The following is a 26,032-nucleotide window of genomic DNA, read 5'->3' as shown; positions in this document are numbered from 1 at the left end:
TCTCACCGTTCGGAGTCATCATCCATGATCGTGATCACCGCCCCCACCGGGCAGATCGGCAGCAAGCTCGTCACCTCGCTGCTCCGGGAAAGCGAGCCCGTCCGCCTCGTCGTCCGCGACCCCGGCAAGCTGCCCGCCGAAGTACGGGAGCGGGCCGAGATCGTCGTCGGGTCGCACCGCGAGCGTGACGTCCTGGACCACGCCCTCGACGGCGCCGACGCGCTGTTCTGGCTCATGCCGGCGGCCGCGACCGCGAGCAGTCCCTACGAGGCGTACGTCACCGCCTCGATCCCGGGCGCCGACGCCGTCGTGCGCCACGCGGTACCCCGCGTCGTGATCGTCTCCGCGCTCGGACGCGGATCGCAGATCTACGCCGGCCACATCTCCGCCTCGCACGCGATGGAAGACCTCTTCCGCAGCACCGGCGCGCACGTGCGCGCCCTCGCCCTGCCCACCTTCATGGACAACATCCTCCGGCAGGTGGCGACGGTCCGGAACGGGGTCGTCTCCGGGACCCTCCCGGCCGGGTTCACGATGCCGTGGATCGCGACGAAGGACATCGCCGCGCTCGCCGCCGAGTACCTCCTCGACCGCACCTGGACCGGGCAGGACCCGGTCGAGGTCCTCGGCGGCGAGGACCTCTCGTACCAGGACGTCGCCGCGACCCTGACCGACGTCCTCGGCACACCCGTCCGGTACGAGCGCGGAGACCGTGCCGTCGTCGGACAGTTCCTCGTCGGCCGCGGGTTCTCCGAGGCGATGGCCCGCTCCATGATGGACATGGATCTCGCCGGCGAGCGCGGCATCAACAACGCCACACCGCGCACCGCCGCGAACACCACGCCCACCACCTTCCGCGAGTTCGCCGTGGAAGCCGTCAAGCCGGCGGTGGGCTGACGTCATGACGCTGATCTGCATCGAAGAGCACGCAGTCGACCAGGCGATCGCCGAAGCGGCCGGGCCGGTCCTCGCCCGTGAAGCGCCGTACATGCGCGCGCAGAGCTCCAGTTCCTCGCCCGTGCGGCCCGGTCCCGGCCGGCGGCCCGCCGTCGACATCCACGAAGCGGTCCGCCTCGGCACCGACCTCGGGCAGGACCGCATCCGGCGGATGGACGAGCACGGCATCGACCTGCAGATCGTCTCCTGGACCAGCCCGATCCAGCTGGTCCCCGGCGACCAGGCGATCGCCCGGTGCCGGTCGGTCAACGACCGGCTCTCGGAGGCGGTCGCCGCGCACCCCGATCGGCTGCAGGGGCTGGCGGCGTTGCCGTGGCAACGGCCGGACGCCGCCGTCGACGAGCTCGACCGCGCCGTGACCGGCCTCGGTCTGCGCGGGGTCCTGATCCTCGGCCGCCCCGGGGCCGGGTTCCTCGACGATCTCGTCTATCGGCCGGTCCTCGAGCGGATCGCGGCACTGCGGGTGCCGCTCTACGTGCACCCGTTCCACCCGGTCCCGCAGGTCCAGCAGTCCTATTACGCGGGGTTCTCCGAGAAGGTGTCGGCGGAGTTCTCGCTGGGCGCCTGGGGCTGGCACCACGAGGCGGGAATCCACGTCCTGCGGCTCATCTTCGCGGGCGTCTTCGAGCGTTTCCCGGACTTGCAGGTCATCAGCGGCCACTGGGGCGAGATGGTTCCCTTTTACCTCAGCCGCCTGGACGACGTCCTGTCCCCGGGCGACACCGGGCTTTCGCGGACGATCACCGAGGTCTACCGCTCGAACGTCTGGGTCACCCCGAGCGGCATGTTCCACCGCCCCCAGTTCGACTTCATCCGGGCCGTGGTGGGACTGGACCGCGTGATCTGGTCGGCCGACTACCCGTTCCTGCACCTCGACGGCACCCGGCAGTTCCTCGACGACCTGGACATCACTTCCGGCGAGCGGGAGAAGATCACGCATGGCAACGCGGAGCGCCTGTTCCGGCTTTCCCGCGGATAGCGGCAGGACGGCGTGCCGGCCCGGCGTCGGCGGCGCGCCGCTTCCCACTAATCTCCTCCCGTGATCGACGTCCGGCGCGATACGGGGTGGTGGTCGCGCTTCGACGTCACGGTCCGGGACGCGCCGCTCGCGCTGGTGCAGTTCGTGGCTTCGCTGATTCCCGTGTTGCACAACCAGGGCACGCAGCTCGGGGACGTGCCGGGCCGTCCGATGGACGCGCTGGGCATCGGCGTGGTCGCCGTCGAATGCCTCCCGCTGATCATCCGGCGGCGGTGGCCGCTGGTCTGCCTCGCCCTGGTGTCGATCGGCTTCGCCCTCGACCAGCTGGGTGGCTACCACACGGTCGCGGCGACCGGGCTGCCGATCGCGCTGATCAGTACCGGGGCTCACCTGAACCGGTGGCGGTGGACGACCGTGGTCCTGGCTTCGGCGGCTTACGTCCCGTTGGCCATCGCCCTCAGCGGCCCCGAAGCGGCCGAAGGCGTGACCGGCTTCGTGACGTTCTACCTGGCCCTCGCGCTCACCTGGGGGATCGGGAGCTGGCTGAGGCAGTCGCGGGCCGCCGAGGAAGAGCGCCGTCGCCACGTCGCCGAGACGACCCGCACCGCGGAACGCACGCGCATCGCCCGCGAGCTCCACGACGTCGTGACCCACCACGTGACGGCGATGGTCGTGCAGACGGAAGCGGCGCGCTACCTGACGGGCTCGCCCGATCGCTTCGATCAGGCCCTGTCGGCCATCACGGGCTCGGGTCGCCGTGCCATCGCCGACCTGCGGCACCTGCTCGACCTGCTCGATCCCGGGCACGACGGCGGCGATCTCCGCACGCTCGTGGAGCAGACCCGGCAAGCCGGCCAGCCGGTGGAGTTCACCGAAGAAGGCGGCGTGGCGCAGGCGGACGGCAGCGCCCGCGCGACGGCCTACCGAGTCGTCCAAGAAGCCTTGACGAACGCGCTCAAGTACGCCCACGGCGGCCGGACGACCGTCCACGTGCGCCACGCGGACGGCGAGATCACGGTCCAGGTCGGGACGGCGGACGCGGGTGGCGGCAGTGCCCGGGTCGGCGGAAGCGGGCGGGGTTTGGCCGGGCTCCGCGAGCGGGTCGATGTGCTCGGCGGTGAGTTCACGGCCGGGCGGCGGGATGACGGCGAGTTCGTGGTGCGGGCCCGGATTCCGGTGGGCAGCGCGCGGTGATCGCGCCGATTTTCGGAGTGCCTTCGAGGCCGGGCGCGGCAGGATTGGTCGTCGACCGGCGCTATCACTGACTGTCGGTCGGCGACCGCGAGCGGGTCGATGTGCTCGCTGGCGAGTTCGTGGTGCTGGCTCATATTTCGGTAGGCAGCGCGGAGTGATGGCACCGGTTATCGGAGTACATTTGCGGTCGGGCACGGCAGGACTGGTCGTCGACCGGCGCTCTCACTGACTATCGGTGGCGACCGCGAGCGGGTCGACGTGCTCGGCGGTGAGTTCACGGCCGGGCGGCGGGATGACGGCGAATTCGTGGTGCGGGCGCGGATTCCGGTGGGCAGCGCGCGGTAACCGGCGCTACCGGCCGGTGACCGCCGGTCCTGCGGGATAGTCGAGGCCGGTGGCCAGCAGGTCGAACGCCTGCCCGGTCAGTTCGGATTCCGGCGCCGGGTGGCCGGCCGCTCGCCAGGCGGCGACCGCTGTCTGCACCGCGCACAGCGCCACCGAGGCCACCAGGCACGGACGGGGGTCGGCCGCCGGGTCGACGCCCATGCGGTCGGCGATCAGCCGCGTCACCTCGTCGAACCGGGCGGTCGCCCGCTCGACGCGCGCGGCCGTCAGCGACGGGTTGCCCGAAATCATGGTCTGCAGGCTGTGGAAGCGCGCGTCGGTCTCGTACGTCCGGATGACTTCGACCGCGGCCGTCCGCAGCGCGGTCAGCACCGGCCGGCCGGCCGGTTGCGCGGCGAACGCCTCGAGGACCGCCGTGATCTGCTCGTCTGCGAGGGCCAGCGCGACGTCCTCCTTCGAGGCGAAGTACCGGAAGAACGTTCGCGACGAGACCTCCACCGCTTCGGCGATCTGGTCGATGGTCGTGGCGTCGAAGCCGTTCGCGCAGAACAACGCGTGGGCCGCGTCGATCAGGGCCTCTCGCGTCCGCTGCTTCTTCCGTTCGCGCAGCCCGGGCTGGTCCATGCCGGCCAGCTTACGGCAGTCGCGTCATGGGGAGACTTTTGTCAGTTGACGACACTTGTCATTGCATGACACAGTCGTGGCCATGAAGCCTCCCGCGCCGACGTCCCGCTACTGGAAACTCCAGCGGCAGTTCGCCCGGTTGAACACGTTCCTGTTCCGCAAAACCGGCGGCAAGGTGGGCGGGACGTTCTTCGGCGGCGCGCCCGTGCTGCTGCTCCACCACGTCGGCCGGAAGTCCGGCCAGGCCCGGACCAGCCCCCTGATCTACCTCGACGACTCGCCGCGGCTGGTCGTCGTCGCGTCGAAGGGCGGTGTCGACGCGCATCCGGCGTGGTTCCACAACGTGATGGCGATGGCGGCCACCGAGGTGGAGCTGCCGGGCGGCGAACGGCGGCGAGTCCGTCCGCGCGTCGCGGAGGGCGCGGAGCGGGCCCGCTTGTGGGAGCGAGCGGTGGCGATCTACCGGCCCTATGCGACCTACGCGACCTACACCGAGCGGACGATCCCGGTGGTCGTGCTCGAACCCGCCGACGCCACGCCCACCGCGTAGTTCCGCTCGGGTGGGGAAGGGCCTCCTGCGGCAAGAAGCCCTTCCCCGAGCGACCCCCCCCCGGGGCTCATTCCGAGCGCAGCGTGTCCAGCCGGGTCACCTGCCGCAGCAACGGCATCGTCAACCCGGTCACCAGCAGGACCGCCGCCACCGTGGCGCCCGCCAGCGCGAGCAGCGCCGGGACGTCGATGATCATCGGCCGGTCCGCCAGCCGCAGGATCGGGGCGGTCAGCCCCAGCCCCGCCGCGACCGCCAGCACCACGCCGACCACCACCGGAATCGCGGTCTGCCACAGCGATCCGCGGGCGAGCACCGAGATTGGCACCCCGGCCGCGGACAGCGCCGCGAGCGGCCGCCGCCGTTCGCTGATCTGCTCGATCGACAGCATCAGCAGGCTCATCGCGGCCACCGCGAGCACGAAGAGCGTCGCGGTGAGCAGCACCGCACGGAAGCTCGCCATCATCCGCTCGTCGCGCTCGGCGAAGTCGGTCAGGTAGTCGCTGTTGCTGACCTCGGCGTTCCACGCCAGCGGGCCGACCGCCGTCGCGACGTTGTCGGCCAGCACCTTCGGGTCGCCGGTGCCCGAGACGTAGACCGCGACCGTCGAGTCCGGGAGGGTGAGCCCGCCGAGCGCGCCGGGCGTGACCAGGAGGCTGTCACCCGCGAGCGTGTCGCCCGGCCGCACGACCCGGACGTTCCCCGGGACCGTCCACTCCGGACCGGGCACCTCCCGGCCGTGGGAAAAGCCCGTCAGCCGCAGCCGGCCGGAGGGCGCCGCGCCGCCCTCGGCCGGGACGACGTAGAACACGTCGCCGTCGGAGCAGCCGCCGATGTCCGCCCGCGCCTTGAGCGCCACGCAATCGCCGACCACGCCGTAGTCCTGCTCTTGCCCGGACTGGAACGCCACGGTCCGGGCCGGGTGCGTCCCGGTCACCCCGGCCGCCGACGCCGTCAGCTCGACGACTTCGGCTTCGTGCGCGGCGGTGGTGTGCACCCGCACCGGGACGGCGGCCACCCCGGCCGGCGACTCCCGCCGGTCGCCGCCGCTGCCGAGCGACGTGATCACGCCCTGGATCAGGATCGTGCCGGCCAGGACGACGACCAGGCCGGACACCACGCGGCTGGCGGTGCCGCTGTCCAGCTGCAGCCGCCGGATCGCCAGCTGCCACGCCGGCGAACCACCGTGCAGCCGGTCCACGAGCCGCTCGACCAGCCACGGCAGCAGGGCCGCGACGCCCACCAGCAGGAACACGCTGCCCACCGCGAGCGCCAGCCCGCCGGCCGTGTCGCCCTTGCCGCGGTCGAAGGCCAGGCTCGCGGCCAGGCACAGCACGCCGGTCGCGGTCAGCGCCCAGCGCCACCACATCCGCCGCCGCATCGGCTTGCCCTGGCGGACCACGCCGAGCGGCTCCACGATCGTGCCGCGCAGCCCGAACATCGCCGAGCCGACCGCGAGTGCGGGCACCAGCAGCACGATCACCACGACCAGCGGCCAGTCCGGGACGAAGTCCTCCGGGAAGATCCGCAGGCCGAACGGCAGGATGTCGGCGACGAACGTGCGCAGCACGGCGAACAACCCGATCCCGGCCGCGAGCCCGATCACCGCCCCGACCAGGGATTCGGCCGCCGCGACCCGTTTCACCTGCCGGGAGTCCAGGCCGATCAGCCGCAGCGCGGCGAGCCGGCGTTCCCGTTGCGCCGCGCCCATCCGCGACGCGGTGGTCACGAAGATCAGCAACGGCAGCAGCAGCACGGCCGCGATCGGCAGGATGACGGCCAGCATGACCGCCGACAGCCCGAGCCCGGTGTAGGGCCGGCCGAACGCGTAGACCTTGGCGCCGTCGGTGCCCTCGGCCTCGATCTGCGCGGCCGGCACCCCGTAGACCGCACTGAGATCGCCCGCGCCGGAAACGCCTTCCCGCGAGATCTGGCCGATCACCCGCCCCGGCAGCCGCGCCTTCAGCGTAGCGCCGTCCGGTGCGGCCAGTTTCGCGGCGAGTTCCGGCGACACGGCGATTTCGCCCGGCGCCGGCAGCCGGCCGAGGCCCGGCGGCACCGGCGAGTTCGCCCCGGTCGCCGCGACCGCGGTGACCTTCACGTAGTCATCGCCGGCCGACGCGTACCAGTTGTAGACCAGCAGCGGGGCGATGCCCGCGCGCGGCTCGGTGACCTGGGCGATGGCCGCCTTGCGCTCCGCCTGGGCACCGGCCAGGTGGTGCGCCGCCGCGGCGGGCAGCAGCACCGCGACCGCGAGCGCGATCCCGAACGCGGTCATCGCGAGGCGCAGCAGCGCCGCGCCGGACATCCGGCCGCCCCCGACGGCCAGCCGGAGTCCCAGCGCGAGATCCCGCATCATGCGACCAGCTCCCGGTCGACCGTCTGCCCGTCCCGCACCACGATCTCCCGGTCCGAATAGGCCGCGACCCGCGGCTCGTGGGTCACCAGCACCACCGCGGCGTGCGTTTCCCGCGCCGCCTCGGTGAGCATCTGCATGACCTTCTCGCCGTTGAGCGAGTCGAGCGCGCCGGTCGGCTCGTCCGCGAAGACCACCTTCGGCCCGGTCACCAGGGCCCGCGCCACCGCGACCCGCTGCGCTTGCCCGCCGGACACGTCGCCCGGACGCCGCTTCGCCAGCCCGTCGACCTCCAGCCGGGCGAGCCATTCGGTCGCCTTGGCCTCGGCCTGCTTGCGCTTGGACCCGGTCAGCCGCAGCGGAAGCGCGACGTTCTCCAGGCAGGACAGCTCGGGCACGAGCTGGCCGAACTGGAACACGAAGCCGAACTCGGTGCGCCGCAACGCACTGCGTCCCTTGTCGTCCATGCCGACGAGGTCGGCGCCGCGGTAGGTGATGGTGCCCGAGTCCGGCCGGACGATGCCGGCGAGACAGTGCAGCAGCGTCGACTTGCCCGAGCCCGACGAACCCATGATCGCGAGCACTTCCCCCGCCGAGACGGACAGCGCCGCCCCGTCGAGCGCGCGCGTCGGGCCGAACGACTTGTGCAGCCCGCTGCCGGCGAGCAACGGCGTTCCCGGCGTGGTCATCAGCGCACCGCCTTTTCGAGTTCGCCGAGGCGGGCGGCGGTGAGCTCCAGCCACCGCAGGTCCGCCTCGAGGTGGAAGAGCGCGTGGTCGCAGATCAGCTGATCGGCGAGCTCGCCCCCGTTCTTGCGTTTGGTGAGCGACCGCATCACCTTCAGGTGCTCGCCGCGTTGGACGTCGAGCACCTCCGAGGCGCTGCGCCCGGACAGCAGTGCGAGCACGACCTTCGTGTAGAGCGTGTTCTGCAGGTACGGCTGCGGGTTCTCCGGAGTGCGCAGCCACGTCTCGACGTCGGTGACCCCGGCGTCGGTGATCGTGTAGCGCTTGCGCTCCGGCCCTTCGCCGCTTTCGATGCCCGCCACTTCGACCATGCCGTTGCGCAGCAGCCGCGACAACGTCGAATAGACCTGGCCGTAAGCGAGCGGGCGGTCCTGCCCGAACTGCTCGTCGTACGCCCGCTTCAGGTCGTAGCCGTGCCGCGGGCCCGGTTCGAGCAGCGCGAGCAAGGTGTGTGAAACCGACATTCCCCTCTCCCTCCTCCACCCGCGATCTCGCGAGTGGTGATCACTATACCGGTGGCGTATACGTCGTGTGTATACCCCCAGCGAATAGCTTCTTTTCGCAGTTCAGGGCCTTTGTCCCCCGTGCGAGCTACGCGCAAATGTCCACCCTGGGGTGACGATCTTGAGGCTGCCGGGCCCCTAGCGTTCGGGACACGCGGTCACCGGACCGCGGAGGCCGGATCGGCCGAAGTTGCCCGAGGAAACCGTGGAGTACTGATGTTTCGCAATGTCAAGGCCACCGCCGTCGCCGCCCTGTTCTGCGCCGCGGCCGCACCGGTGCTCGCCGGGTGCGACGAGGGCGCCGAGCCGGACGACGGCGCCTCGACGCCGGCGGCGACCGGGGACCCGGCCCCGATTTCGGGCACGGCCAAGATCACTGTCGAGGGCCGGTCGGTGAACGTGTCGTGCTCGGGTACGGCGGCCGAGGGCCGGCCGGTCGTCGTGCTGCTCGCCGGGCTGGGTGACGGCCTGGACAAGCTGGCCGCGTTCCAGAAGACGCTGAGTGAGAAGGGCCGGGTCTGTTCCTACGACCGGCTCGGCGAAGGCGCCAGCGACCAGCCGGAGGGCCCGCAGAGTTTCGACAGCGCCGGCAAGATCCTGACCGGCGTGCTCGACCGCGTCGCCGGGCACCGGAAGGTCGTGCTGGCCGGGCATTCCCTGGGTGGGCTGATCGCCGCCCGCTACACCCCGGCCCACCAGGACCGGGTCGCGGGACTGGTGCTGATGGACGCCACCCCGTCGACGATCCTCGCCGACACCAAGGCTTCGATCCCGGAGTCGGCGACCGGGCAGGTGGCCGAGCTGCGTGGGCAGAGCCTCGCGGTGTACGGCGGCGAGAACCCGGAGAAGCTGGTCATGCAGGACGGGGAGGTCGGCTACGCCGGGGACATCCCGGTGACGGTGATCCGGCACGGGCAGCCCTACCTCGCCGAGCTGCCCCAGTACGGGCCCGCGCTGGAGAAGGCGTGGACCGACGGGCAGGAGAAGTGGCTGGAGCTGTCCAGCCGCAGCGAGCCGGTGACCGCGGCCGAGAGCGACCACTACATCTACGTCAAGCAGCCCGACATCGCCGTGCAGGCCATCCAGCACGTCATCACCGAATCCGCCTGATTGCCGTGCGTCCGAGATCCGTTGACAGCGCACGGGCGGCTGAAGGTGCCCTTCCTTGCATGTGATGCGAGGAAGGTGCCCTTCAGCGTGCCCGCGGCTCCGTTCGAGCGGCGAGGGGTGGACAGCGAGCTGCTGCGCGTCGACCCGCCTTCCCGGCTGCGCGACCGTCTCGCCGATGTCGGCGCAGGTGTTACGCCGAAAGTGTCCGGATCAGTCTCGCCAGTTCCTCCGGCCGTGAAGCGAAAGGGGAGTGGCTGCTCTCGAGCGAGGCGACCCGGAAGCGGTGGGCCGGGGTGAACCGGTCGGCGTCGTCGATCATCCTGCGCTGCAGTGCGGGGGTGACGACCCGGTCCTGGGTCGTGAGCACGTACGAGCGCGGGATCGGGCCCCAGCGTTCCCGGGTCGCGCCGACCTCGGCCGCGGCGATGGCGGTGGGGTTGTCCGGGACGAGACCGTGGGCGAAGGCCAGGAAGCGCTCTTCGTCGACATCGCCGTAGAAGGTGCGGTGCAGCAGGTCGCGGTAGCCGGCGTCGGTGCTGCGGAAGTTGATCCGGGTCGCCCCGATCGCCGCCGGGTCGCCGACGTAGAGGCCCGGGTAGCGGGGGCCGGCCTCGGGCAGGCGGAGGTAGGCGGCCGCCGATCCCAGCAGGGTGGGCACCAGGGCCGCGACGTAGACGAGGTGGTCGACCAGCTCGGGTGCCTTCTCGGCGGCCCGCGTGACCGTGAGCCCGCCGAGGCTGTGCGCGACCAGGACGACCCGGCGCCGGGCACCGCGCAGCCGTCGCAGCGCTGCCACGACGGCGTCGGCGGTGTCGTCCAGCGTGAGGTTCCGCAGCGGTGAGGCCTCGGTCGTGAGCCCCGGCTGCCCGGCGGTCAGGTACGACTTCGGGAAGCGGGCGTTCGGTCCCGCGCCCGGCAGGTCGAGCGCGCAGACACGCGCCTCCGCCGCCGCCAGTTCGAAGCTCACGTCGGCCCAGGCGGCGCCGCTGTGCCAAGCGCCGTGCACGAGGACGAAGTCCGTTCCGGCTGTCTTTCCGTGACCCGGCGGTGTCCCGAATCCGGCCATCAGTGCGCTCCCGAGGATCGTGCGCCGGCTCGGCGGCGTCGCGGTCAAAGCCGGTTCCCTTCCCGGACATCCTGCGCCGCGTGCCGGGCCGCGAGGTAGCCGAACGTCACGGCCGCGCCGATCCGGCACCCGGGTCCCGGGTACTCCGACGCGGTGATCGAGTGGGCGTCGTCGCCGCAGGCGTACAGACCCGGCACCGGTTCGCCGGTCCTGGTGAGGACACGGGCGCAGGAGTCGGTTTGCACGCCGAGCGTGGTCGCCAAGGGCGTCGGGAAGACGGCGACGGCGTAGAACGGCGGCCGGCCGCGCGCCGCCACGGTGTGCTCAAGGGCCTCGGGGTCGACGCCGATCGCCGCGGCCAGCTCGCGCCCGGTGCGGCCGGACCGCAGGTAACCGTCGTCGAGGTGGCGCCGCAGGGCGGCTCCCGGCAGGTACGGCCGGACCATGCCCAGCCCGTACTTCCGCAGCGCGGCCGCGTCGGTGACCAGCCACGCCGGGACCGCCGGGCCCGGCGTGGCGGCGTACATGGCGCGAACGAAGCGGTGGTAGGACACCGACTCGTCGACGAACCGGCGTCCCCCTCGGTCGACGGCCACGACGCCGGGCTGGGCCCGGTCCCAGATGTGCGGGAAGACCGCTGTGCTGCCGTCGCGTCGCCGGCCGAGGGAACCGGGGAACCACATCGCGTTGTCGTCTCGAGGCGCGCCGAGCGCCCCGCCTGCCGCTTGGGCCAGGCGCAGGCCGTCTCCGGTGGCTTCCGGCACGGCCGGCGTGAACTGGGCGACGGGTTCCGGCAGGTATCGGGCTCGCAAGGCGGGGTTCGCGGCGAAGCCACCACAGGCCAGGACGACGCCGCGCAGGGCGCGGACCCGGCTGACCGTGCCCCGCCGGTGCACCACCGCTCCCTCGACCCGGCCGCGCTCGCCGGCGATCAGCTCGTCCGCGTGGGCGGTGAACCACACGTCCGCCGACGTCGCCCGCAACCGTTCGTAGAGAGCGGCGACGAGCGCGTTGCCCATGGTCAACCGGGTGCCGCGGGGGTAGCCGCCCACGCGGTCGAGCAGCCAGCGCAGGCCGAGGCGGGCCGCCGTCGCCGCGGCCCGGACGGTGTCCCCGGCGAACACGGCCGCCAGCTGGTCGGCTTCGGCCCGGCGCAGCATCAAGGTCCCGCCGAGGAGCGTGAACTCCCGTACCGGCCGGCGGATCCGGCCGAAGGCCCGCCGGCCGAGCCGCCGTCCGTCGAAGGGCTCCGGTTCGAGAGCCCGGCCGACGCCCGCCCCGGGCACCTCCGGGTGGTAGTCGGCGGCGCCGGCCGTGTGCCGGAAGCCGATTCCCAGCTGCCGCAGGCGGTCCAGGGCTTCGGGTGCGTGCCGGAGGTACGCGGTGCGCAGGTCGCGGCGGCCGCGGTCGCCGACGAGCGCGTCGAGGTAGCGGGCCGCCTCGGCGAGGTCCGCTCGCGGATCGGCCAGCTGCCGGTGCCCCGGGACCCACACCGTGCCCGCCGAGCGGGCCGTGGTGCCGCCCACCCACTCCGACTTCTCGGCGACGAGAGTGGACAGGCCTTCGCCCGCCGCGACGAGGGCGGCGGTGAGCCCGGCCGCACCGGCTCCGAGCACCAGCAGGTCGGTTTCGTGGTCCCAGCCGGTCATCAGTACGTCGCCCGCCCGCCCGAGAGGTCGTAGGTGAACCCCGTGGTGAACGACGCGGCCGGGGAGATGGCCCACCGCACGAGCGCGGCGACCTCGGCCACGGTGCCGAGCCGGCCCATCGGGATGAGGGTCCGGAGCCGGGCCACCTGTTCGTCGGACATCCCCCGGATCAGGGTCGTCTCGACCATGGTCGGCGCGACCGCGTTCACCGTGACGCCGGTGGTCGCGTACTCCTTGCCGAGGGCCTTGACCATGCCCATGAGCCCGGCCTTCGAGGCGGAGTACCCGGTCATCCCGGCATTGCCGTCCTTGCCCGCCATCGAGGCGATGTGCAGGAGGCGGCCGTACCCGGCGGCGGCCATCACCGGGAGCACTGCCTGGGACAGCGCGAACGCCCCGGTGAGGTTGACGCGCACCACGTGCTCGAAGTGCTCGATCGGCTCCTCGGCCGCGGGGGCGGGGTCGCCGAGGATGCCGGCGCAGTTGACGACGCCGTCGAGCCGGCCCAGGGTGCGTGTCGCGCTGCCGACCATCTCCCGCACGCTCGGGGGATCGGTGAGGTCGACGGGCAACCAGGCGGCCAGACTGGGCAGGGGCGGCCTGACCGACGGCAGGTCGCTGCCGACGACGACCGCGCCCGAGGCGTGCAGCAGTTCGGCGACTCCGGCGCCGATGCCGTTCCCGGCGCCGACGACCACGACGCGCAGGTCCTCGATTCCAGCTGGAAGGTTCACGATGACGCACCTTTCTGGGACGGCTCAACGGTTTCGGGGCTCGCCAGGACGGCTCCCGCCGAGGTGAGGGCGAGGACGACGAGCAGGGCTCCGATCGCCCAGTAGGAACCGGTCGCCGCGCACAGGGCCGACGCGATCAACGGGGTGAACCCGCCGAGCGGGTCGGATAGTGAGCGGGCGATGGTGACGCCGGAGTTCCGGACGCGCGGCTCGAACATCTCGGCGAGGTACGCGCCGGACACCGCGAGGATGACCTTGACGCCGAGCCCGTAGGCGAGCACCAGGGCGACGATGACGAGCAGCGGGTTTCGCGTTTCCAGCAACCAGAAGAACGGGAAGGCGAACGCGGCGATGAACAGCAGTCCGAAGAGGAACACCGGACGGCGGCCCACGCGATCGGCCAGGTGCCCGCTCAGCGGGATCACCGCGAGCCCGACGGCGTTCGCCACCAGGACCCCGGTCAGGGCCGGCCCGGCGCTCATCCCCAGCTGGGCGGTGCAGTACGAGATCGCGAAGACGTTGAACAGCTGGGCGCAGACGGACTCGGTCGATCGGGCGAGGGACGCCAGGACCAGGTGCTTGCGGCCGGAGCGGAGGAGTTCCCGCAGCGGGCTCGCCGCCAGCGTCCCGGATTCCCGCAGCCGTTCGAACTCCGGGGACTCCGCCACGCGCAGCCGGAGGTAGAGCCCGACGAACACGAGGCAGAACCCGAAGAGGAACGGCAGCCGCCACCCCCAGTCCGAAAAGGACTCACGCGGGAGCAGGGACAGGAGTGAGAAGACGCCGGTGCCGAGCATGATGCCCAGGCCGACACCGAGGGCCGGCACGGTCGCGTACAGCCCGCGCCGTCCGGCGGCCGAGTACTCCGAGGTCATCGTCACCGAGGTGCCGTATTCGGCGCCGGCGCCCAGGCTCTGCACCAGCCGCAGGACCACCAGGAGGACCGGGGCGGCCAGCCCGGCCTGGGCGTGGGTCGGGAGCAGCCCGATCGCGCCGGTCGAGGCGCCCATCAGCACGAGGCAGAGGACGAGCAGGCGTTTGCGCCCGATCGTGTCGCCCCAGCGCGCGAGCAGCATGCCCGCCACAGGCCGGAAGACGAAGCCGATCGCGTAGGTGGCGAGGGCCGCCAGCGTGCCGGCGGCGGCGCTCGCGGCCGGGAAGAACAGCGGGGCGAACACGAGCGCGGTGGCCGTGCCGTAGATGTAGAAGTCGTACCACTCCAGCACGGTGCCGATGAGGTTCGCCGCCACGGCTCGGCGTCTGGCTCGCGAGGTCGTTTCCGGGTGCAGAGCCGGTGAGGTGTGGGTCAACGGTGACCGCCTTCGACGTCGGGTTACGGGACAGAGCGGGAAAGGTCAGGGGAGTGGGGAGTCGACGATGGCGCCCGCGTCGCGCAGCGCACGGCGCAGCTCCTCGACCGGTACGTCGCGGGTGCCGACGTCGTCGCCGGCCGCGATGGCCGCGGCGGTGCCCGCCGCCTGCCCCGTCGCCATCGCCGTGCCCATGTGCCGGGTGGCGCCCATCGCGCGCCCGGTGGCGGACAGGCACCGGCCCGCCACCAGCAGGCCCTCGGTCCCGCGCGGGACGAGACACCGGTACGGGACCGAGAACGGCGCGGGCGGTTCGAGGAGAACCAGTCCGGTCCCCGTGGTGTCGTGCACGTCCAGGGGGCCACCGGCTTGGGCGATCGCGTCGGCGAACTGGCGCCCTTGCAGGACGTCGTCCTCGGTCAGCGTGTACTCGCCCTCGACCCGCCAGGTCTCGCGCACGCCGATCCAGGGCGCCAGGGCGGCGAGGTACGACCGTTCGAACCCCGGCACGGAGGTCCGCAGGAACTCGACGACCGCCTGGATCTGCGTGCGCCCGATCCGCTCGGCGGTGGTGAGGTCCCGGCTGTCGGAGCCGTCGAGCCCGGTCACCCGGGTCATCAGGACGAACGCGTCGGATCCTTCAGGGGAGCTGACCAGGGAAAGCAGCTCCTGCTTGAGTGCGCCGGCCGCCACACCGGCCACCGCGAGCCGCCGCTTCTCCTCGCGCGGCAGGGCGCGGAAACGGGCGACGTCGACGTTCGACAGCCTCGCCATGAGCGTCATCGGCTGGCGGTCCCGCCGGTCCTCGACCCGGTTCTGCGTCCGGCACCCCGCCCGGCGGCCGACGACCGCGTTCGCGGTGGCGTCGACCACCACCTTCGCCCGGATCGCGCGGCGGGCGTACTGGTCCTGCGTGACGACTCCGCGGACCGTGGCGCCCTCTCGGAGGGGGTCGACCACCTGGGTGTGCAGCCGCAGCTCGGCGCCGCTTTCGGCGAACACGTCGTCGAGGACGAACTTGAGCACCTCCGGGTCGAACGGGAAGGTCCGCACCTTGACCGGGTTCCGGCTCGCCTCGGCGAGGACGTACGGGGTGAACGCCTTCGCGCCCCCGGCTTCGACGAGGCGCTCGGTGATCTCGTGGCCGATGCCGCCGCCGACCCGCACGTCCCGCCAGTAGAAGCCCATGAAGCTGGCGACCATCGCGCCGGTCGCCGTGCCGCCGAGGAACGGCGCCTGCTCGACGAGCACGGTCCGGGCTCCCGACCGGGCCGCGGCGACGGCCGCGCAGAACCCGGCCGGACCACCACCCGCGACGGCGACGTCCACCGACCGGTCGACCTCGATCGTCTCGCCGGGCAGGGCGATCGAGTCACCCTCCGTCGTGTGCAGCAGCTGCAATGCTCCTCCTCGTCCGGTGCCGGAAGTCCTGCCCGGGAACGGTGCCTCGCCGGGGCCCGGCGGCGGCCCGCGTTCCGCATTGCAGAACGGCAAGGCGCTGACCAGCTATGATGAGAACCGGCGAAGTCCGGAGGTGAAGCGAATGGGACGCGCGCCGAACTATCCGCTGAAATCGGTGGATCACGCGCTGCAGGTGCTCGCGACGCTGCAGACCGGCGCGACGGTCACGGTCGGCGATGTCGCGCAGCTGCTGGGGATCGGCCGCTCGAGCGCGCACCGGGTGCTGAGCGCGCTCGTGCACCGGGACTTCGCCGAGCAAGGGGTGACCCGTGAATACCGCGCGGGCCACCGCCTGCCGGTGCGGCGTCCGGGCGGCGACCCGCTGAGCCGGCTGCGGGCCTCGGCGGCGCCCGCGATGAAGGACCTCGCGGAAAAGACGGGCGAAACGGTGTTCCTGCAGGTGCTGCGCGGCCGCGACGTGCACTTCATCGCCACGGTCGAGTCCCGGCAGGCCGTTCGCGTCGGCGACCGGACCGGCCTGGTCCTGCCCGCGCACATGGTCTCCGGCGGCCGCGCCATGCTCGCCACCATGAGCGACGAAGACGTCATCGCGCTCCACAGCGGATCACGGCTGGCCGCGGACCCCCGGAGCCTGCGCCGGACCCTGGACGACGTGCGGGCCAAGGGGTTCGGCACCAACGTCACCGAGACCAGGTCCGGGTTCGTCGCGCTGGGCGTGGCGGTGGGCGGCACCGAGGACCACGCGCGTTCCGCGGTTTCCCTGGGTGTCCCGGAGTTCCGGTACGCGCCGAACCGGCTGCCGGCGTACCTGACGGCCCTGCGCCACGCGGCGGCGGCGATCGAGACGGCGGAGTCGCCGCGCACCCGGCTCGCCGGACCGGGCACTCGCCCTCGAGATCAGCGGTAATCTGACGCCCGATGCAGGAATCCCGCCAGTCCCCGCCGACTGAACCGGGAGGCGCGACGCCTCGGGGTGGGGGCTGGCTGCCGCACGGCTTTCACCTCGGTACCCACTCCCACCCCGATGGCCAGCTCGTCTACGCGGCCGCCGGAGCGTTGGCGACCACCACCGCGCGGGGGACCTGGGTGGCCCCCGCCAGCCGGGTCACCTGGACGCCTCCCGGGTTCGGCCACTCCCACCGCTTCTACGGCCGGACCGATGCCCGGCTCGTGGCCATCCCGGCCGACGAGTGCGGTGGCCTCGTCGCGCACCCCAGCGTCTTCGCCGTGAGTCCGCTGTTGCGCGAGGCCCTGCTCGCGCTGACCGGCCGGAGTGGCCGGTCTCCCGAGGTCGAGAAACGGCTGCGCGCCGTGGTGGTCGACGAGCTCCGTGAGACGCCCGAGCAGTCCCTGCACCTGCCCGAACCGCGCGATGACCGGCTGCGCGTCGTCACCGATCTGCTGCGGGCCGATCCCGGGCGGGCCACGACGCTGGCGGCGCTCGGGCGCGTCGCGGGGGCGAGCGAGCGCACGCTCAGCCGCCTGTTCCACGCCGATCTCGGGATGAGTTTCCACCGGTGGCGCACCATCCTGCGCATCCACCACGCCCTCGTGCACCTCACCGACGGGCAGTCCGTCACCGACACCGCGGTCGCGTGCGGGTGGTCCAATCCGTCGACCTTCATCGAAGCGTTCAGCGCCGTCGTCGGCCAGACGCCGGGGCGCTACCAGGCCGGCCTGCAGGACCCAGGCGGCTGACCGGCGCAAGGTGGCGGCTTTCCGTCATCCGGTGTCCGGATCCCGGTGGTCGGCACTCTTTCGCGAGTCCACTGTGGTCCCATGACCAAGACAGACGAGAACACCACCGTGGTCGTCGTGGGCGGCGGAGTCGCCGGTCTCGCGCTCGGGAACTTCCTCCTGCGCAGCGGGATCGGCTGCACGGTCCTGGAGAAGCACAGCCGTGAGCACGTCGAAACCCGCCAGCGGGCGGGGTCCCTCGACGCTCAGGGGGTGCGCGTGCTGCGGGCGTGGGGGCTGGGAGAGGTCGTCGAGGGCGGCGTCGGCCACGACTCCGGCGATGCCGGGATGCCGCTGCTCATCGACGGGGAAAAGCGGCTGTGGAAAAGCTTCGAGGACGACGAGGACGACGCCGACGGCGCGTTCTGCCCCCAGCAGGTCGTCGTCCGGAACCTCGTCAAGAGCTTCCTCCGCGACGGCGGCGACCTCCGCTTCGAGGCGGAAGACGTTGCACTGGAAGGACTCGGCACCGAACGTCCCGTGGTGCGCTATCGGGACGCCACGGGTGCGGCGAAAGCCATCGGCTGTGCCTTCGTCGCCGGCGCCGACGGCTACCACGGCGTCAGCCGGACGGCCGTTCCCGCCGACGCGCTCACCTGCCACACCCACGAGTTCGGGTACGCCTGGCTGACCGTCATGGCGGGAGTGCCGGCGGATCCGCCGGCCGTGCTGGCGGTGCACTCCCGCGGCTTCGCGGCGCGGATCACCCGGGGCCCGGAGGCCAGCCGGCTCTACCTGCAGTGCCCGCTGACCGACACCGTCGACCAGTGGCCGGACGAGCGCGTCTGGACCGAGCTGGGCACCCGGTTCGGCGAGCCCGTGGCGCCGGGGCCGATCTCGAGCAAGCAGGTCGTGCCGCTGCGCGGGGTGGTGTTCAGCCCCCTGCGCCACGGCCGGCTCTTCCTCCTCGGAGATGCCGCCCACCTCATTTCCCCGATGAGCGCGGAGGGGATGAGTCTCGCCCTCCACGACGCCGAGACGTTGGCCCGGGCGGTCGTCCGCCAGGTCGAGAAGGACGATCCGAGCCTGCTCGACAGCTACTCCGACACCTGCCTCGGCCACACGTGGGAGCGTCAGGCCGCCGCGGTCCGGATGACCGAGACGATGCATGACGCCGGCGATGCCTCCTACGAAGGGGAGTTCCGCAAGCAGATCGCCCGGAAGAACCTGGAAACCATGCTGGAGCCGGTGGTTCCCGGCTGACCGGCCGGAGCCGGCGCCCGCGATCACCGCGCGGGCGCCGGCCCAAGTTCCGCCGACTGACTCTTGACGCCCGGCCGGTGAGCGCCCACAATTCAAGCGTACGACAGAATGTTAGCGCTAACATTAGGCCTGGTTCGACGACGGAGTCGGAGAGATGCCAATGAAGCCGCATTGCCGGACCGCTTCCCGATATCGGGCTGAGTGGCGGAATCCTCGCGCAAGAGCGCGCGTCGGCGCCCGTTTTGTCCTGAAATAGCAGTCTTTCACCGGATCCACCCGTGCCGCGCTGTGCGAGCACGGGTGTCGAAGCTGCGCGCCGCCGGGGCCATTGCGTTCCGGCAGAGCCCGGTTCTGCTGTCGTTCGAAGATTTGCCAGCTGTTCTCACTGCAACGGAGGAATCGAATATGACTCCACGGCTGAAGAATCGCCGTTTGCGGACGATTTCCCGGATCGCCGCCGCGGTGGTCACCCTCGCCGGGGGACTGGTCGCCGCCACCGGTACCTCGCAGGCCGCCACGCAGGGGCCGTGCGACATCTACGCGAGCGGGGGTACGCCTTGCGTGGCCGCGCACAGCACCACTCGCGCGCTCTACGGTGCCTACACCGGCCCGCTCTACCAAGTCCGGCGGGCCTCGGACAACGGCACCCGTGACATCGGCCCGCTCAGCGCGGGCGGGGTCGCGAACGCCGCCGCCCAGGACTCCTTCTGCGCCGGCACCACCTGTCTCATCACCGTCATCTACGACCAGAGCGGCCGGAACAACCGGCTCACCCAGGCGCCTCCCGGCGGGTTCAACGGTCCGGCCGCCGGCGGCTACGACAACCTCGCGAACGCGACCGCGGCTCCCATCACCGTCGGCGGCCACAAGGCCTACGGCGTCTACGTCGCGCCCGGAACCGGCTATCGCAACAACAACACGAACGGCGTCGCCACCGGTGACCAGCCGGAGGGCATGTACTCCGTCTTCGACGGCACGCACTTCAACGGCGGCTGCTGCTTCGACTACGGCAACGCCGAGCGCAACAGCCGGGACAACGGCAACGGCACCATGGAGGCCATCTACTTCGGCAACATCAAGGTCTGGGGCTACGGCAGCGGGAACGGCCCGTGGATCATGGCCGACCTCGAAAACGGCCTGTTCTCCGGAATCAACCCCGGCTACAACGCCAACGACCCGTCCATCAGCCACCGGTTCCTGACGGCGATCGTCAAGGGCGAGCCCAACCACTGGGCGATCCGGGGCGGCAACGCGCAGTCGGGCGGCGTGTCGACGTTCTACAACGGGGCCCGGCCCAACGCCTCGGGGTACAACCCGATGAAGAAGGAAGGCGCGATCATCCTGGGCATCGGCGGCGACAACAGCGTCGGCGCCCGCGGCACCTTCTACGAGGGCGTGATGACGTCCGGCTACCCGTCGGACGCCACCGAGAACGCCGTGCAGGCCAACATCACCGCGGCGGGCTACAGCGTCGGCAGTGCGGGCAGCGGGCTGACCCCCGGCTCGACCGTGTCCCTGCGCGCGACCACGGCGTGCTGCACGGACCGGTACATCCACCACACCGGCGCCGGGGTGGACACCGCGGTGGTCACCAACGCGACTTCCACCACGGAGAAAGGCAATGCGTCCTGGATCGTGCGCGCCGGGCTCGGCAACGCGTCGTGCGTGTCGTTCGAATCCAAGAACACCGCCGGGCAGTACCTGCGGCACCAGAACTTCCAGCTGTACCTCAACGCGAACGACGGGAGTTCGCTGTTCGCCCAGGACGCGACGTTCTGCCCCGAAGCCGGCCGCAACGGCCAGGGCACCTCGCTGAGGTCGGCCAACTACGCCGACCGGTACGTCCGCCACTACGCCAACGTCGGGTACATCGCCAGCAACGGCGGGGCCAACACGTTCGACAACGCCACCTCGTACAACGACGACGTGAGCTGGCTGGTCAGCTCACCCTGGACGCCGTGACCCACCGGGCCGGGGGCCGTGGCCCCCGGCCCGCCGGTCACCGCGTGAAGGTGAACCAGTTGATGTTCACGAAGTCCGCCGAGCCGCCGCCGAACGTCAGGTAGACGTCGTGCACGCCCGTCGCGGACCCGACGATGTTCGCCGGCACCGTCTGCCAGTTCTGCCAGCCGCCGTTGTTCCCGAAGTCGATCTCCGCGAGCACCGGCCCCGACGTGCTGTCCAGGCGCGCCAGGATCGCGCCGCTCACGCCGGCCGCCGCGCCGGAGGCCAGGCGGGCCACGAACTGGCGCGGCGAGCTCGACCCGAAGTCGAGGCCGCTGTACTTCAGCCAGTCACCTCCCGCGATCCACCCGACGTCGGTGCCGCCGCCGGTGTCGCTGCACCCTTCGTTCTGCGTGCCGCTCTGGGCGCTGTAGGACTCCGCTTGGATCGTCGAGTAAGCGCTCGTGCCGCCGGGACCGGGCCCGGTGCCGCCGCCCGCGCCCGGGCCGAGCGCCACCGTCCAGGACGTCGGCGCCGGGTCCTGGAGGTGGCCGTCGACCGGCTGGGCGCCCGTCGGGCCGACGTCGTCGTACGGGAAGGCGTAGCCGATCGACGCGTGCTGATGGACCAGGCGCGCGTAGTGGTTCGTCGTCGCGTCCCGGTAATACTGGGAAGGCGGGACGCCGTCGGGCTGGTTGTTCCCGCCCGAAACCAGCAGGCTGCTGCGGTTGAGCGCGGCCGCGAGCCGGGCGGCGATCGCGCCGCGCGCGTCCCCGCCGGAGTTGTACAGCGGTCCGCTCGCGCAGCCGAAGATGTCGATCGCGCTCGGTTTGGTGAACGGGACGCCGTTGGTGTTCAGGCCGGCGAACACGATCGCGTCGCCGCTGACCGTGCCCGTGTACGAGCCGATGCTGCCCTGGCCGTTGATCGTCAGCGGCGTGCTGCGGTAGTGGTCCCACACGGCGTTCAGGTAGCCGGTCCAGTAGCCGCCGAAGTCGGTGGGGGAGTGGCCGGGCGCGAGCACCCGGACCAGCTTGCCGGACGCGTCGGTGACGACCAGCCGGTCCCACGGCGCCCCGTCGGTGTTGTGCTGGGCGCGCAGCCCGTCCGCGATGGCGCCGAGCGCGCCGTCCGGCAGCGGGCTGACCGACTGCGCCCCGGCCGCTCCCGTCGTCGCCATCGACACCGGCAGCGCCACCATGTCGACGTAGCTGATGTTCGCGTAGAGGTTCGCGCTGTTGTAAGTGAACTCGCAGAACGTCCAGTTCGTCTGCCAGTTGGGGTCCGAGCTGGTCAAGGCGGGCTGCACCAGGCCGGGGCCCGGGTTGACGAAGAACTGGAGCTTCTTGTCCGCCGAGAACCACACCCGGCCGCCGATGATGTAGTCGTTCAGCATCACCGTGACCTGGGACCCGGAGCCGCCCAGCGGGATGGCGTAGTCGGGGATCGGGGTCACCGGCGAGGACGGGTTGGACAGCCGCTGGAACTGGCCGTTGGCGGTGACGAAGCCGGGCCGGCCGGAGGTGTCCGCGCCGCTGATGTAGGCGTAGACGGTTCCGCTGCCCGAATTGTTCTTCAGGGTCAACGGCAGGGCCGCCGCGGCCCGCGCTCTCGGCGCGGTGACGGCAGACCACAGTGGCGCGCTGGTCACGGCGGCGGCGAGGCCGGCGGTGACGAAGGTACGCCTGGACAACATGGCGCCTCCTGGGGGAGGGCGGTGACGTGCGGTGGCGGCGAGCACGTGTCCGCGGGGTGGGGGTCGCCGAACGCTAGGTACGCCGCCCCGACGTGGTCAAGACCACCTGGTCACGTGGGGTACGAGCGGCCGCCGAGCCTGCCCTCCCGTACAGGTGCGGCATTCGGAGCAACGCGATTCTTTTGCGCACGGGAATGCCCGCACGGAACCCGAAAGTCGCAATTCGGAAGATGCTTGCTGCTCCGTTCGTGGACTACTCATCCCAGGACCGATCAACTTAGGTTGTCAGCGGCAGCGACCTTTTCCGCTAGCCGTACCACGACCGCGCCCGGTTAGCTGATCACGGGAGCACCGCGCGGGCGGTGCGCCCGAGGGAGGGGAAAACCGATGAGCGAGCGCGGGAACGCCGAGCCGGATTCTTCCCCTGCCACGCCGCCCTGAGCGGGCGACCGAAGACCCGGCGGGAGCACTCCCCCCTCCCGCCTGCGAGGTACGACGTCCGGTGCACCCAGCCCCCAGTACGGTGCGCCGGACGTCGTGCCGCAAGCACGAAGAAGAAACGAGATTGTCCACAAGGGACGGAAACGGGTCAGGCGCCGACCACGGCGGCGGCCTCGAGGTGACGGCGGGCGCTCGCGGCCAGCTCGTCGATGTTGCGGTCCAGCAGCACCTTCAGGTAGCCCGGGCCGATGCCGAAGTCGTCGAAGCCGGTGACCAGGGACCGCAGCTTTTCGATCCGCACGTCGCCGCGCTTGGCCGGCATGTCGACCAGCTTGCGCTCGGCCCGCGTGCCGAGCCGCTCCTCCAGCCCGTCGACGATGTCCTCGATGGTCTCGGACCGGCCGGACGCCACGTTGACGACCTCGTCGCGGATGCCCTGGCCGAGCAGCGAGTCGATCATCCGCATCATGTCGCCGACGTCGAGCAGGTCCCGGGAGACGCCGGAGTGCAGCGTGACCGAGCCCGAGAGCACCTGGCGCGTCAGGGACGGCAGCAGCTGGTGCGACGCCTGGCCCGGCCCGACGATGTGCGACAGCCGCAGGACGAGCCAGCGCGCCCCGGAGAGTGCGCAGACGTGTTCGAGGCACAGCTTGTGCCGGCCGTAGGGCGTGAGCGGGAAGACCGCGCCGCCCTCGCTGCCGACCGACTGGTCGGCGCCGTACATGCCGGTCGAGGCGGTGGACAGGAAGATCACCGTGCGGCCGGCGGCCCGGCAGCGGTCGATCACGTCGTAGACGAGCGTGGACTCGCGCTGGAACGCGGACACGTCGTCGACGAGCACCGTCGAGACGCCCGCCGCGATGAGGGTGACGTCCGGGTACCGGTCGCCGAAGTGCTGCCGGGTGTGGTGCGCGATGAAGCCGTTCCCGATGATCTCCATCAGCGGGCCACCGTCCGGTCGTCGGCCACCCCGGCCGCGTTCGAGAAGACGTCGTCGGCGAGCCGCGCGGTGTCCACGGAAGAGGCGAGCCAGGCCGCCTCGGAGTCGTCGCGCCCGGCCAGCGCGGCGACGGCGAACGAGCGCAGCGACAGCTCGAACTGGTGCGCCGGGGGCAGCCAGATTTCCTCGACGTGGTCCTGTTCTTCGATGCGCAGCACCGGTTGGCGGCCCGGCGGCGGCGTGAAGGCGCGGTCCAGCGAGAGCGCGGCGGCGCTGCCCCAGAGCTCGTAGCGCGAGCGGTAGCTGTGCTGGAACCCGAAGTCGAGGGACGCGGTGACGCCGCTCGCCGAGGTGAGCAGCGCGTGCCCGGCGACGTCCACGCCGCCTTCGTCGAACCGCAGGGTGGCGCCGGTGACCCGGAGGTCGGGGCCCAGCAGGAAAAGGGCCGCGCGCAGCGGGTAGACGCCGACGTCGAGCAGCGCCCCGCCGCCGAGCGAGGGCTGGTAGCGGATGTCGTCGGCGGGCAGCGGCGGGATGCCGAACGACGCGGTGAACGTCCGCAGGTCGCCGAGGCGCCCGGCGTCGAGCAGGTCGCGCACCCGCGTGTGCTGGGGGTGGTGGATGAACGTGAAGTTCTCGCGCAGCACCAGGTTCTGCTTCGTGGCCAGCCCGGCCAGGTCCTCGGCCTGCTCGAGGTTGAGCGTGAGCGGCTTCTCGCACAGCACGTGTTTCCCGGCCAGCAGGGCTTTTCTGGCCCACTCGTGGTGCAGGCTGGTCGGCAGGGAGACGTACACGGCGTCGACGTCGGAGCGCTCCAGCAGCTCGTCGTAGGTCGTCGCGGTGGCGTGGAAGCGCGCGGCGAACTCCGCGGCCTTCTCCGGCGAGCGGGCCGCGACGGCGGTCAGCGCAAGCTCCGCCACCGCGGCCGCGGCGGGCAGCGTGCGCCGCGCGGCGATCGACGAGCAGCCCAGCGCACCGAGCCGCAGGGCCCGGCTCACCGCAGCCCCCGCAGGCACGCGATCAGGCTGCGGGCCTGCACGTTGACGTAGTGGCTGTGCCGCAGCAGCTCGTTGAGCTGGTTGAGGGTGAGCCACCGGAAGTCGGCCAGGCCGGCGTCCGGGAAGTCCGCGGGCACCTCGATGATCTGGTAGTCGCTGTACGCGTGGTGGAACCGGCCGCCTTCTTCGGAAAGCTGGGCGGAGAAGAGCACTTGGTCTTCGCGTCTGCCCAGCACCATGTCGAGGAACGGCGGACGGTCCGCGGCCGGCGTGAGCACGTAGTTGTCCGGGGTGCACTGCACGGTCGGCGCCAGCTCCACCACGTCGAGGTAACCGGGCTCGACCCGCGCGTTGAGCAGGGCGTGCAGCACCCCGTCGACGCGTTTCACCAGCAGGGCCACCACGCCCGCGCCGTGCGGGCGGACCAGCGGCTGGGTCCACTGCGCGACTTCGCGCCCGTTGGTGGTGATGTCGACGGCGATGATGCTGAAGTACAGGCCCAGCTCGTGCGAGATCTCGGCCGGGGTCCGGACCCAGTTCGCGACCTTGCCCAGCGGGAGCGGGCTGGTGCGCACGACGTGCTGGGCCTGGCGCGAGGTGATCCAGCTGAGCACCTCGGTGCGGGTGTGCAGGCTGCCGGTGGGCTGGGCCGAGGAACGCGCGATCGCCGCGGCGAGGTCGCTCACGGCGTCGGCTTCGTGGCCTTCGAGCCCGCCCGGCATGCAGGACAGCACCGTGCGGGCGTCCATGTTGACCAGGTTGTCGTGCCGGAGCAGCTCGTGCAGCTGGCCGAGGGTGAGCCAGCGGAAGTCGTCGGGCAGGTCGTCCTCACCGGCGAACTCCGCGGCTTCGACGATCATGTTCCGGTTGCGCTTGCGGTAGAACCAGGAACCCTGTTCCGACTGCAGGACGTCGGCGAGCACGGTTTCCGGGTCCGGGTCGCGGAAGTGGTCGAGGTAGGGGACCGGCCGCCCGCCGTGCACGCGGGTGTAGTTGCTCTTGGTCGCCTGGACCGTCGGCGAGACCTGGACGCCGTTGACGTTGCCCGGCTCGGACTTCGCCTGCATCAGGCAGTGCAGGACGCCGTCGATCTCCTTGACGAGAATGCCCAGGATCCCGATTTCCGGCTGGTTGATGATCGGCTGCGACCAGTGCGTCACCGGGCCGTGGTCGGTGTCGACCTCGAGCCCCTCGACGCCGAAGAAGCGGCCGCTTTCGTGCCGCAGGTTCCCGGAGCCGGGGTCGAAACCCCACTGCCGGAGCTGGCCGAACTCGATCCGGCGGACCTCGTGGCGGTGGGCGAGGTTGCGGTCCTCGATCCACTTGGCCACCACGGCGTTCGGCGTCGCGACACCGTCGGTTGCGGCCGCGGACTTGGCGAGCCGGTGTGGCAACGTCACGTCCGGTTTGCGGAGCAAGCCGGTTCCAGTGTGACGCTCCATGGATTTTCACCTCGCGTGGCCGGCGGACGGGATGTCCTAGTTGTAGCGGGGAGAAACTAGGAGGAATGCTGGTCTTTGGCCGGCCGCCG

At 71.7% G+C, this 26,032-nt stretch carries 22 protein-coding genes; 9 read left to right on the top strand and 13 right to left on the bottom strand.

Annotated elements, in window-relative coordinates; all coding sequences use genetic code 11:
* Positions 1 to 24: 24 nt before the first annotated feature.
* The 3 genes from AB0M83_RS23625 to AB0M83_RS23615 are packed head-to-tail and all read left to right on the top strand — an operon-like array spanning position 25 to position 3,130.
* Complete coding sequence (locus AB0M83_RS23625) at positions 25 to 897, top strand: NAD(P)H-binding protein (protein ID WP_364520368.1); 873 nt, start codon at positions 25 to 27, stop codon at positions 895 to 897.
* A gap of 4 nt (positions 898 to 901) precedes the next feature.
* The gene (locus AB0M83_RS23620; RefSeq protein ID WP_364520366.1) at positions 902 to 1,936 is read left to right on the top strand and encodes an amidohydrolase family protein; all 1,035 of its coding nucleotides are present in this window, start codon (positions 902 to 904) and stop codon (positions 1,934 to 1,936) included.
* Positions 1,937 to 1,996: 60 nt separating this feature from the next.
* Positions 1,997 to 3,130 carry a histidine kinase gene (locus AB0M83_RS23615; RefSeq protein ID WP_364520364.1) on the top strand — a complete coding sequence of 378 codons (1,134 nt, stop codon included), beginning with the start codon at positions 1,997 to 1,999 and terminating at the stop codon, positions 3,128 to 3,130.
* Positions 3,131 to 3,481: 351 nt separating this feature from the next.
* Here the strand turns inward: AB0M83_RS23615 and AB0M83_RS23610 are convergent, their stop codons facing one another.
* Positions 3,482 to 4,099: a TetR family transcriptional regulator gene (locus AB0M83_RS23610; protein WP_364520362.1), complete on the bottom strand. Its 618-nt coding sequence runs from the start codon at positions 4,097 to 4,099 to the stop codon at positions 3,482 to 3,484.
* 82 nt (positions 4,100 to 4,181) lie between these two features.
* On the opposite strand from AB0M83_RS23610, the gene AB0M83_RS23605 reads away from it, so the two are divergent.
* Positions 4,182 to 4,649 carry a nitroreductase family deazaflavin-dependent oxidoreductase gene (locus tag AB0M83_RS23605; protein WP_364520360.1) on the top strand — a complete coding sequence of 156 codons (468 nt, stop codon included), beginning with the start codon at positions 4,182 to 4,184 and terminating at the stop codon, positions 4,647 to 4,649.
* 67 nt (positions 4,650 to 4,716) lie between these two features.
* Here the strand turns inward: AB0M83_RS23605 and AB0M83_RS23600 are convergent, their stop codons facing one another.
* Genes AB0M83_RS23600 through AB0M83_RS23590 form a run of 3 tightly spaced genes read right to left on the bottom strand, consistent with a single transcriptional unit; the run spans position 4,717 to position 8,212 of the window.
* Complete coding sequence (locus AB0M83_RS23600; protein WP_364520358.1) at positions 4,717 to 7,005, bottom strand: FtsX-like permease family protein; 2,289 nt, start codon at positions 7,003 to 7,005, stop codon at positions 4,717 to 4,719.
* Positions 7,002 to 7,691 carry an ABC transporter ATP-binding protein gene (locus AB0M83_RS23595; RefSeq protein ID WP_364520356.1) on the bottom strand — a complete coding sequence of 230 codons (690 nt, stop codon included), beginning with the start codon at positions 7,689 to 7,691 and terminating at the stop codon, positions 7,002 to 7,004. The genes AB0M83_RS23600 and AB0M83_RS23595 overlap by 4 nt, the downstream gene beginning before the upstream one ends.
* Positions 7,691 to 8,212: a PadR family transcriptional regulator gene (locus AB0M83_RS23590; protein WP_364520354.1), complete on the bottom strand. Its 522-nt coding sequence runs from the start codon at positions 8,210 to 8,212 to the stop codon at positions 7,691 to 7,693. The genes AB0M83_RS23595 and AB0M83_RS23590 overlap by 1 nt, the downstream gene beginning before the upstream one ends.
* A 255-nt stretch (positions 8,213 to 8,467) precedes the next feature.
* On the opposite strand from AB0M83_RS23590, the gene AB0M83_RS23585 reads away from it, so the two are divergent.
* Positions 8,468 to 9,361 carry an alpha/beta fold hydrolase gene (locus AB0M83_RS23585; protein WP_364520353.1) on the top strand — a complete coding sequence of 298 codons (894 nt, stop codon included), beginning with the start codon at positions 8,468 to 8,470 and terminating at the stop codon, positions 9,359 to 9,361.
* A 190-nt stretch (positions 9,362 to 9,551) separates the two neighbouring features.
* Here the strand turns inward: AB0M83_RS23585 and AB0M83_RS23580 are convergent, their stop codons facing one another.
* From AB0M83_RS23580 to AB0M83_RS23560, 5 genes are all read right to left on the bottom strand, one after another.
* Entirely contained in the window at positions 9,552 to 10,475 is a 924-nt protein-coding gene (locus AB0M83_RS23580) for an alpha/beta fold hydrolase (protein ID WP_364520351.1), read from the bottom strand.
* Complete coding sequence (locus AB0M83_RS23575) at positions 10,472 to 12,076, bottom strand: FAD-dependent oxidoreductase (RefSeq protein ID WP_364520349.1); 1,605 nt, start codon at positions 12,074 to 12,076, stop codon at positions 10,472 to 10,474. Before AB0M83_RS23575 ends, AB0M83_RS23580 begins: the two co-directional genes overlap by 4 nt.
* On the bottom strand, positions 12,076 to 12,810 hold the full coding sequence (locus tag AB0M83_RS23570) for an SDR family NAD(P)-dependent oxidoreductase (RefSeq protein WP_364520347.1): 735 nt from the start codon (positions 12,808 to 12,810) through the stop codon (positions 12,076 to 12,078). The genes AB0M83_RS23575 and AB0M83_RS23570 overlap by 1 nt, the downstream gene beginning before the upstream one ends.
* On the bottom strand, positions 12,807 to 14,060 hold the full coding sequence (locus tag AB0M83_RS23565) for an MFS transporter (RefSeq protein ID WP_364520345.1): 1,254 nt from the start codon (positions 14,058 to 14,060) through the stop codon (positions 12,807 to 12,809). Before AB0M83_RS23565 ends, AB0M83_RS23570 begins: the two co-directional genes overlap by 4 nt.
* A gap of 105 nt (positions 14,061 to 14,165) precedes the next feature.
* Positions 14,166 to 15,521 (bottom strand): FAD-dependent oxidoreductase, encoded by a 1,356-nt coding sequence (locus AB0M83_RS23560; protein WP_364520343.1) that lies wholly within the window; start codon positions 15,519 to 15,521, stop codon positions 14,166 to 14,168.
* Between the two features lie 142 nt (positions 15,522 to 15,663).
* Here AB0M83_RS23560 and AB0M83_RS23555 point away from each other — a divergent pair, with 142 nt between their 5' ends.
* The 4 genes from AB0M83_RS23555 to AB0M83_RS23540 all read left to right on the top strand — a co-directional run bounded on the left by AB0M83_RS23555 (position 15,664) and on the right by AB0M83_RS23540 (position 20,444).
* The gene (locus tag AB0M83_RS23555) at positions 15,664 to 16,449 is read left to right on the top strand and encodes an IclR family transcriptional regulator C-terminal domain-containing protein (RefSeq protein ID WP_364520341.1); all 786 of its coding nucleotides are present in this window, start codon (positions 15,664 to 15,666) and stop codon (positions 16,447 to 16,449) included.
* Between the two features lie 11 nt (positions 16,450 to 16,460).
* Positions 16,461 to 17,240, top strand: a complete 780-nt coding sequence (locus tag AB0M83_RS23550; RefSeq protein ID WP_364520339.1) for an AraC family transcriptional regulator — start codon at positions 16,461 to 16,463, stop codon at positions 17,238 to 17,240.
* 81 nt (positions 17,241 to 17,321) lie between these two features.
* Positions 17,322 to 18,482 (top strand): 4-hydroxybenzoate 3-monooxygenase, encoded by a 1,161-nt coding sequence (locus tag AB0M83_RS23545; protein WP_364520337.1) that lies wholly within the window; start codon positions 17,322 to 17,324, stop codon positions 18,480 to 18,482.
* 405 nt (positions 18,483 to 18,887) lie between these two features.
* Entirely contained in the window at positions 18,888 to 20,444 is a 1,557-nt protein-coding gene (locus AB0M83_RS23540) for an alpha-L-arabinofuranosidase B (protein WP_364520335.1), read from the top strand.
* A gap of 37 nt (positions 20,445 to 20,481) precedes the next feature.
* On the opposite strand, the gene AB0M83_RS23535 is transcribed toward AB0M83_RS23540, so the two are convergent.
* From AB0M83_RS23535 to AB0M83_RS23520, 4 genes are all read right to left on the bottom strand, one after another.
* A complete protein-coding gene (locus AB0M83_RS23535) occupies positions 20,482 to 22,122 on the bottom strand; it encodes a beta-1,3-glucanase family protein (RefSeq protein WP_364520333.1) in 1,641 nt (546 codons plus the stop codon).
* Positions 22,123 to 22,711: 589 nt separating this feature from the next.
* A complete protein-coding gene (locus AB0M83_RS23530; protein WP_364520331.1) occupies positions 22,712 to 23,503 on the bottom strand; it encodes an NAD-dependent epimerase/dehydratase family protein in 792 nt (263 codons plus the stop codon).
* Positions 23,503 to 24,519: a Gfo/Idh/MocA family oxidoreductase gene (locus AB0M83_RS23525; protein ID WP_364520329.1), complete on the bottom strand. Its 1,017-nt coding sequence runs from the start codon at positions 24,517 to 24,519 to the stop codon at positions 23,503 to 23,505. The genes AB0M83_RS23530 and AB0M83_RS23525 overlap by 1 nt, the downstream gene beginning before the upstream one ends.
* Positions 24,498 to 25,943 carry an NDP-hexose 2,3-dehydratase family protein gene (locus AB0M83_RS23520; RefSeq protein ID WP_364520328.1) on the bottom strand — a complete coding sequence of 482 codons (1,446 nt, stop codon included), beginning with the start codon at positions 25,941 to 25,943 and terminating at the stop codon, positions 24,498 to 24,500. Before AB0M83_RS23520 ends, AB0M83_RS23525 begins: the two co-directional genes overlap by 22 nt.
* Between the last annotated feature and the right edge of the window lie 89 nt (positions 25,944 to 26,032).

The sequence above is a fragment of the Amycolatopsis sp. NPDC051106 genome, from assembly GCF_040682775.1.
Taxonomy (GTDB): domain Bacteria; phylum Actinomycetota; class Actinomycetes; order Mycobacteriales; family Pseudonocardiaceae; genus Amycolatopsis.
The sequence above is the reverse complement of the archived record's forward strand: the minus strand, read 5'-3'. Positions and strand labels throughout refer to the sequence as shown.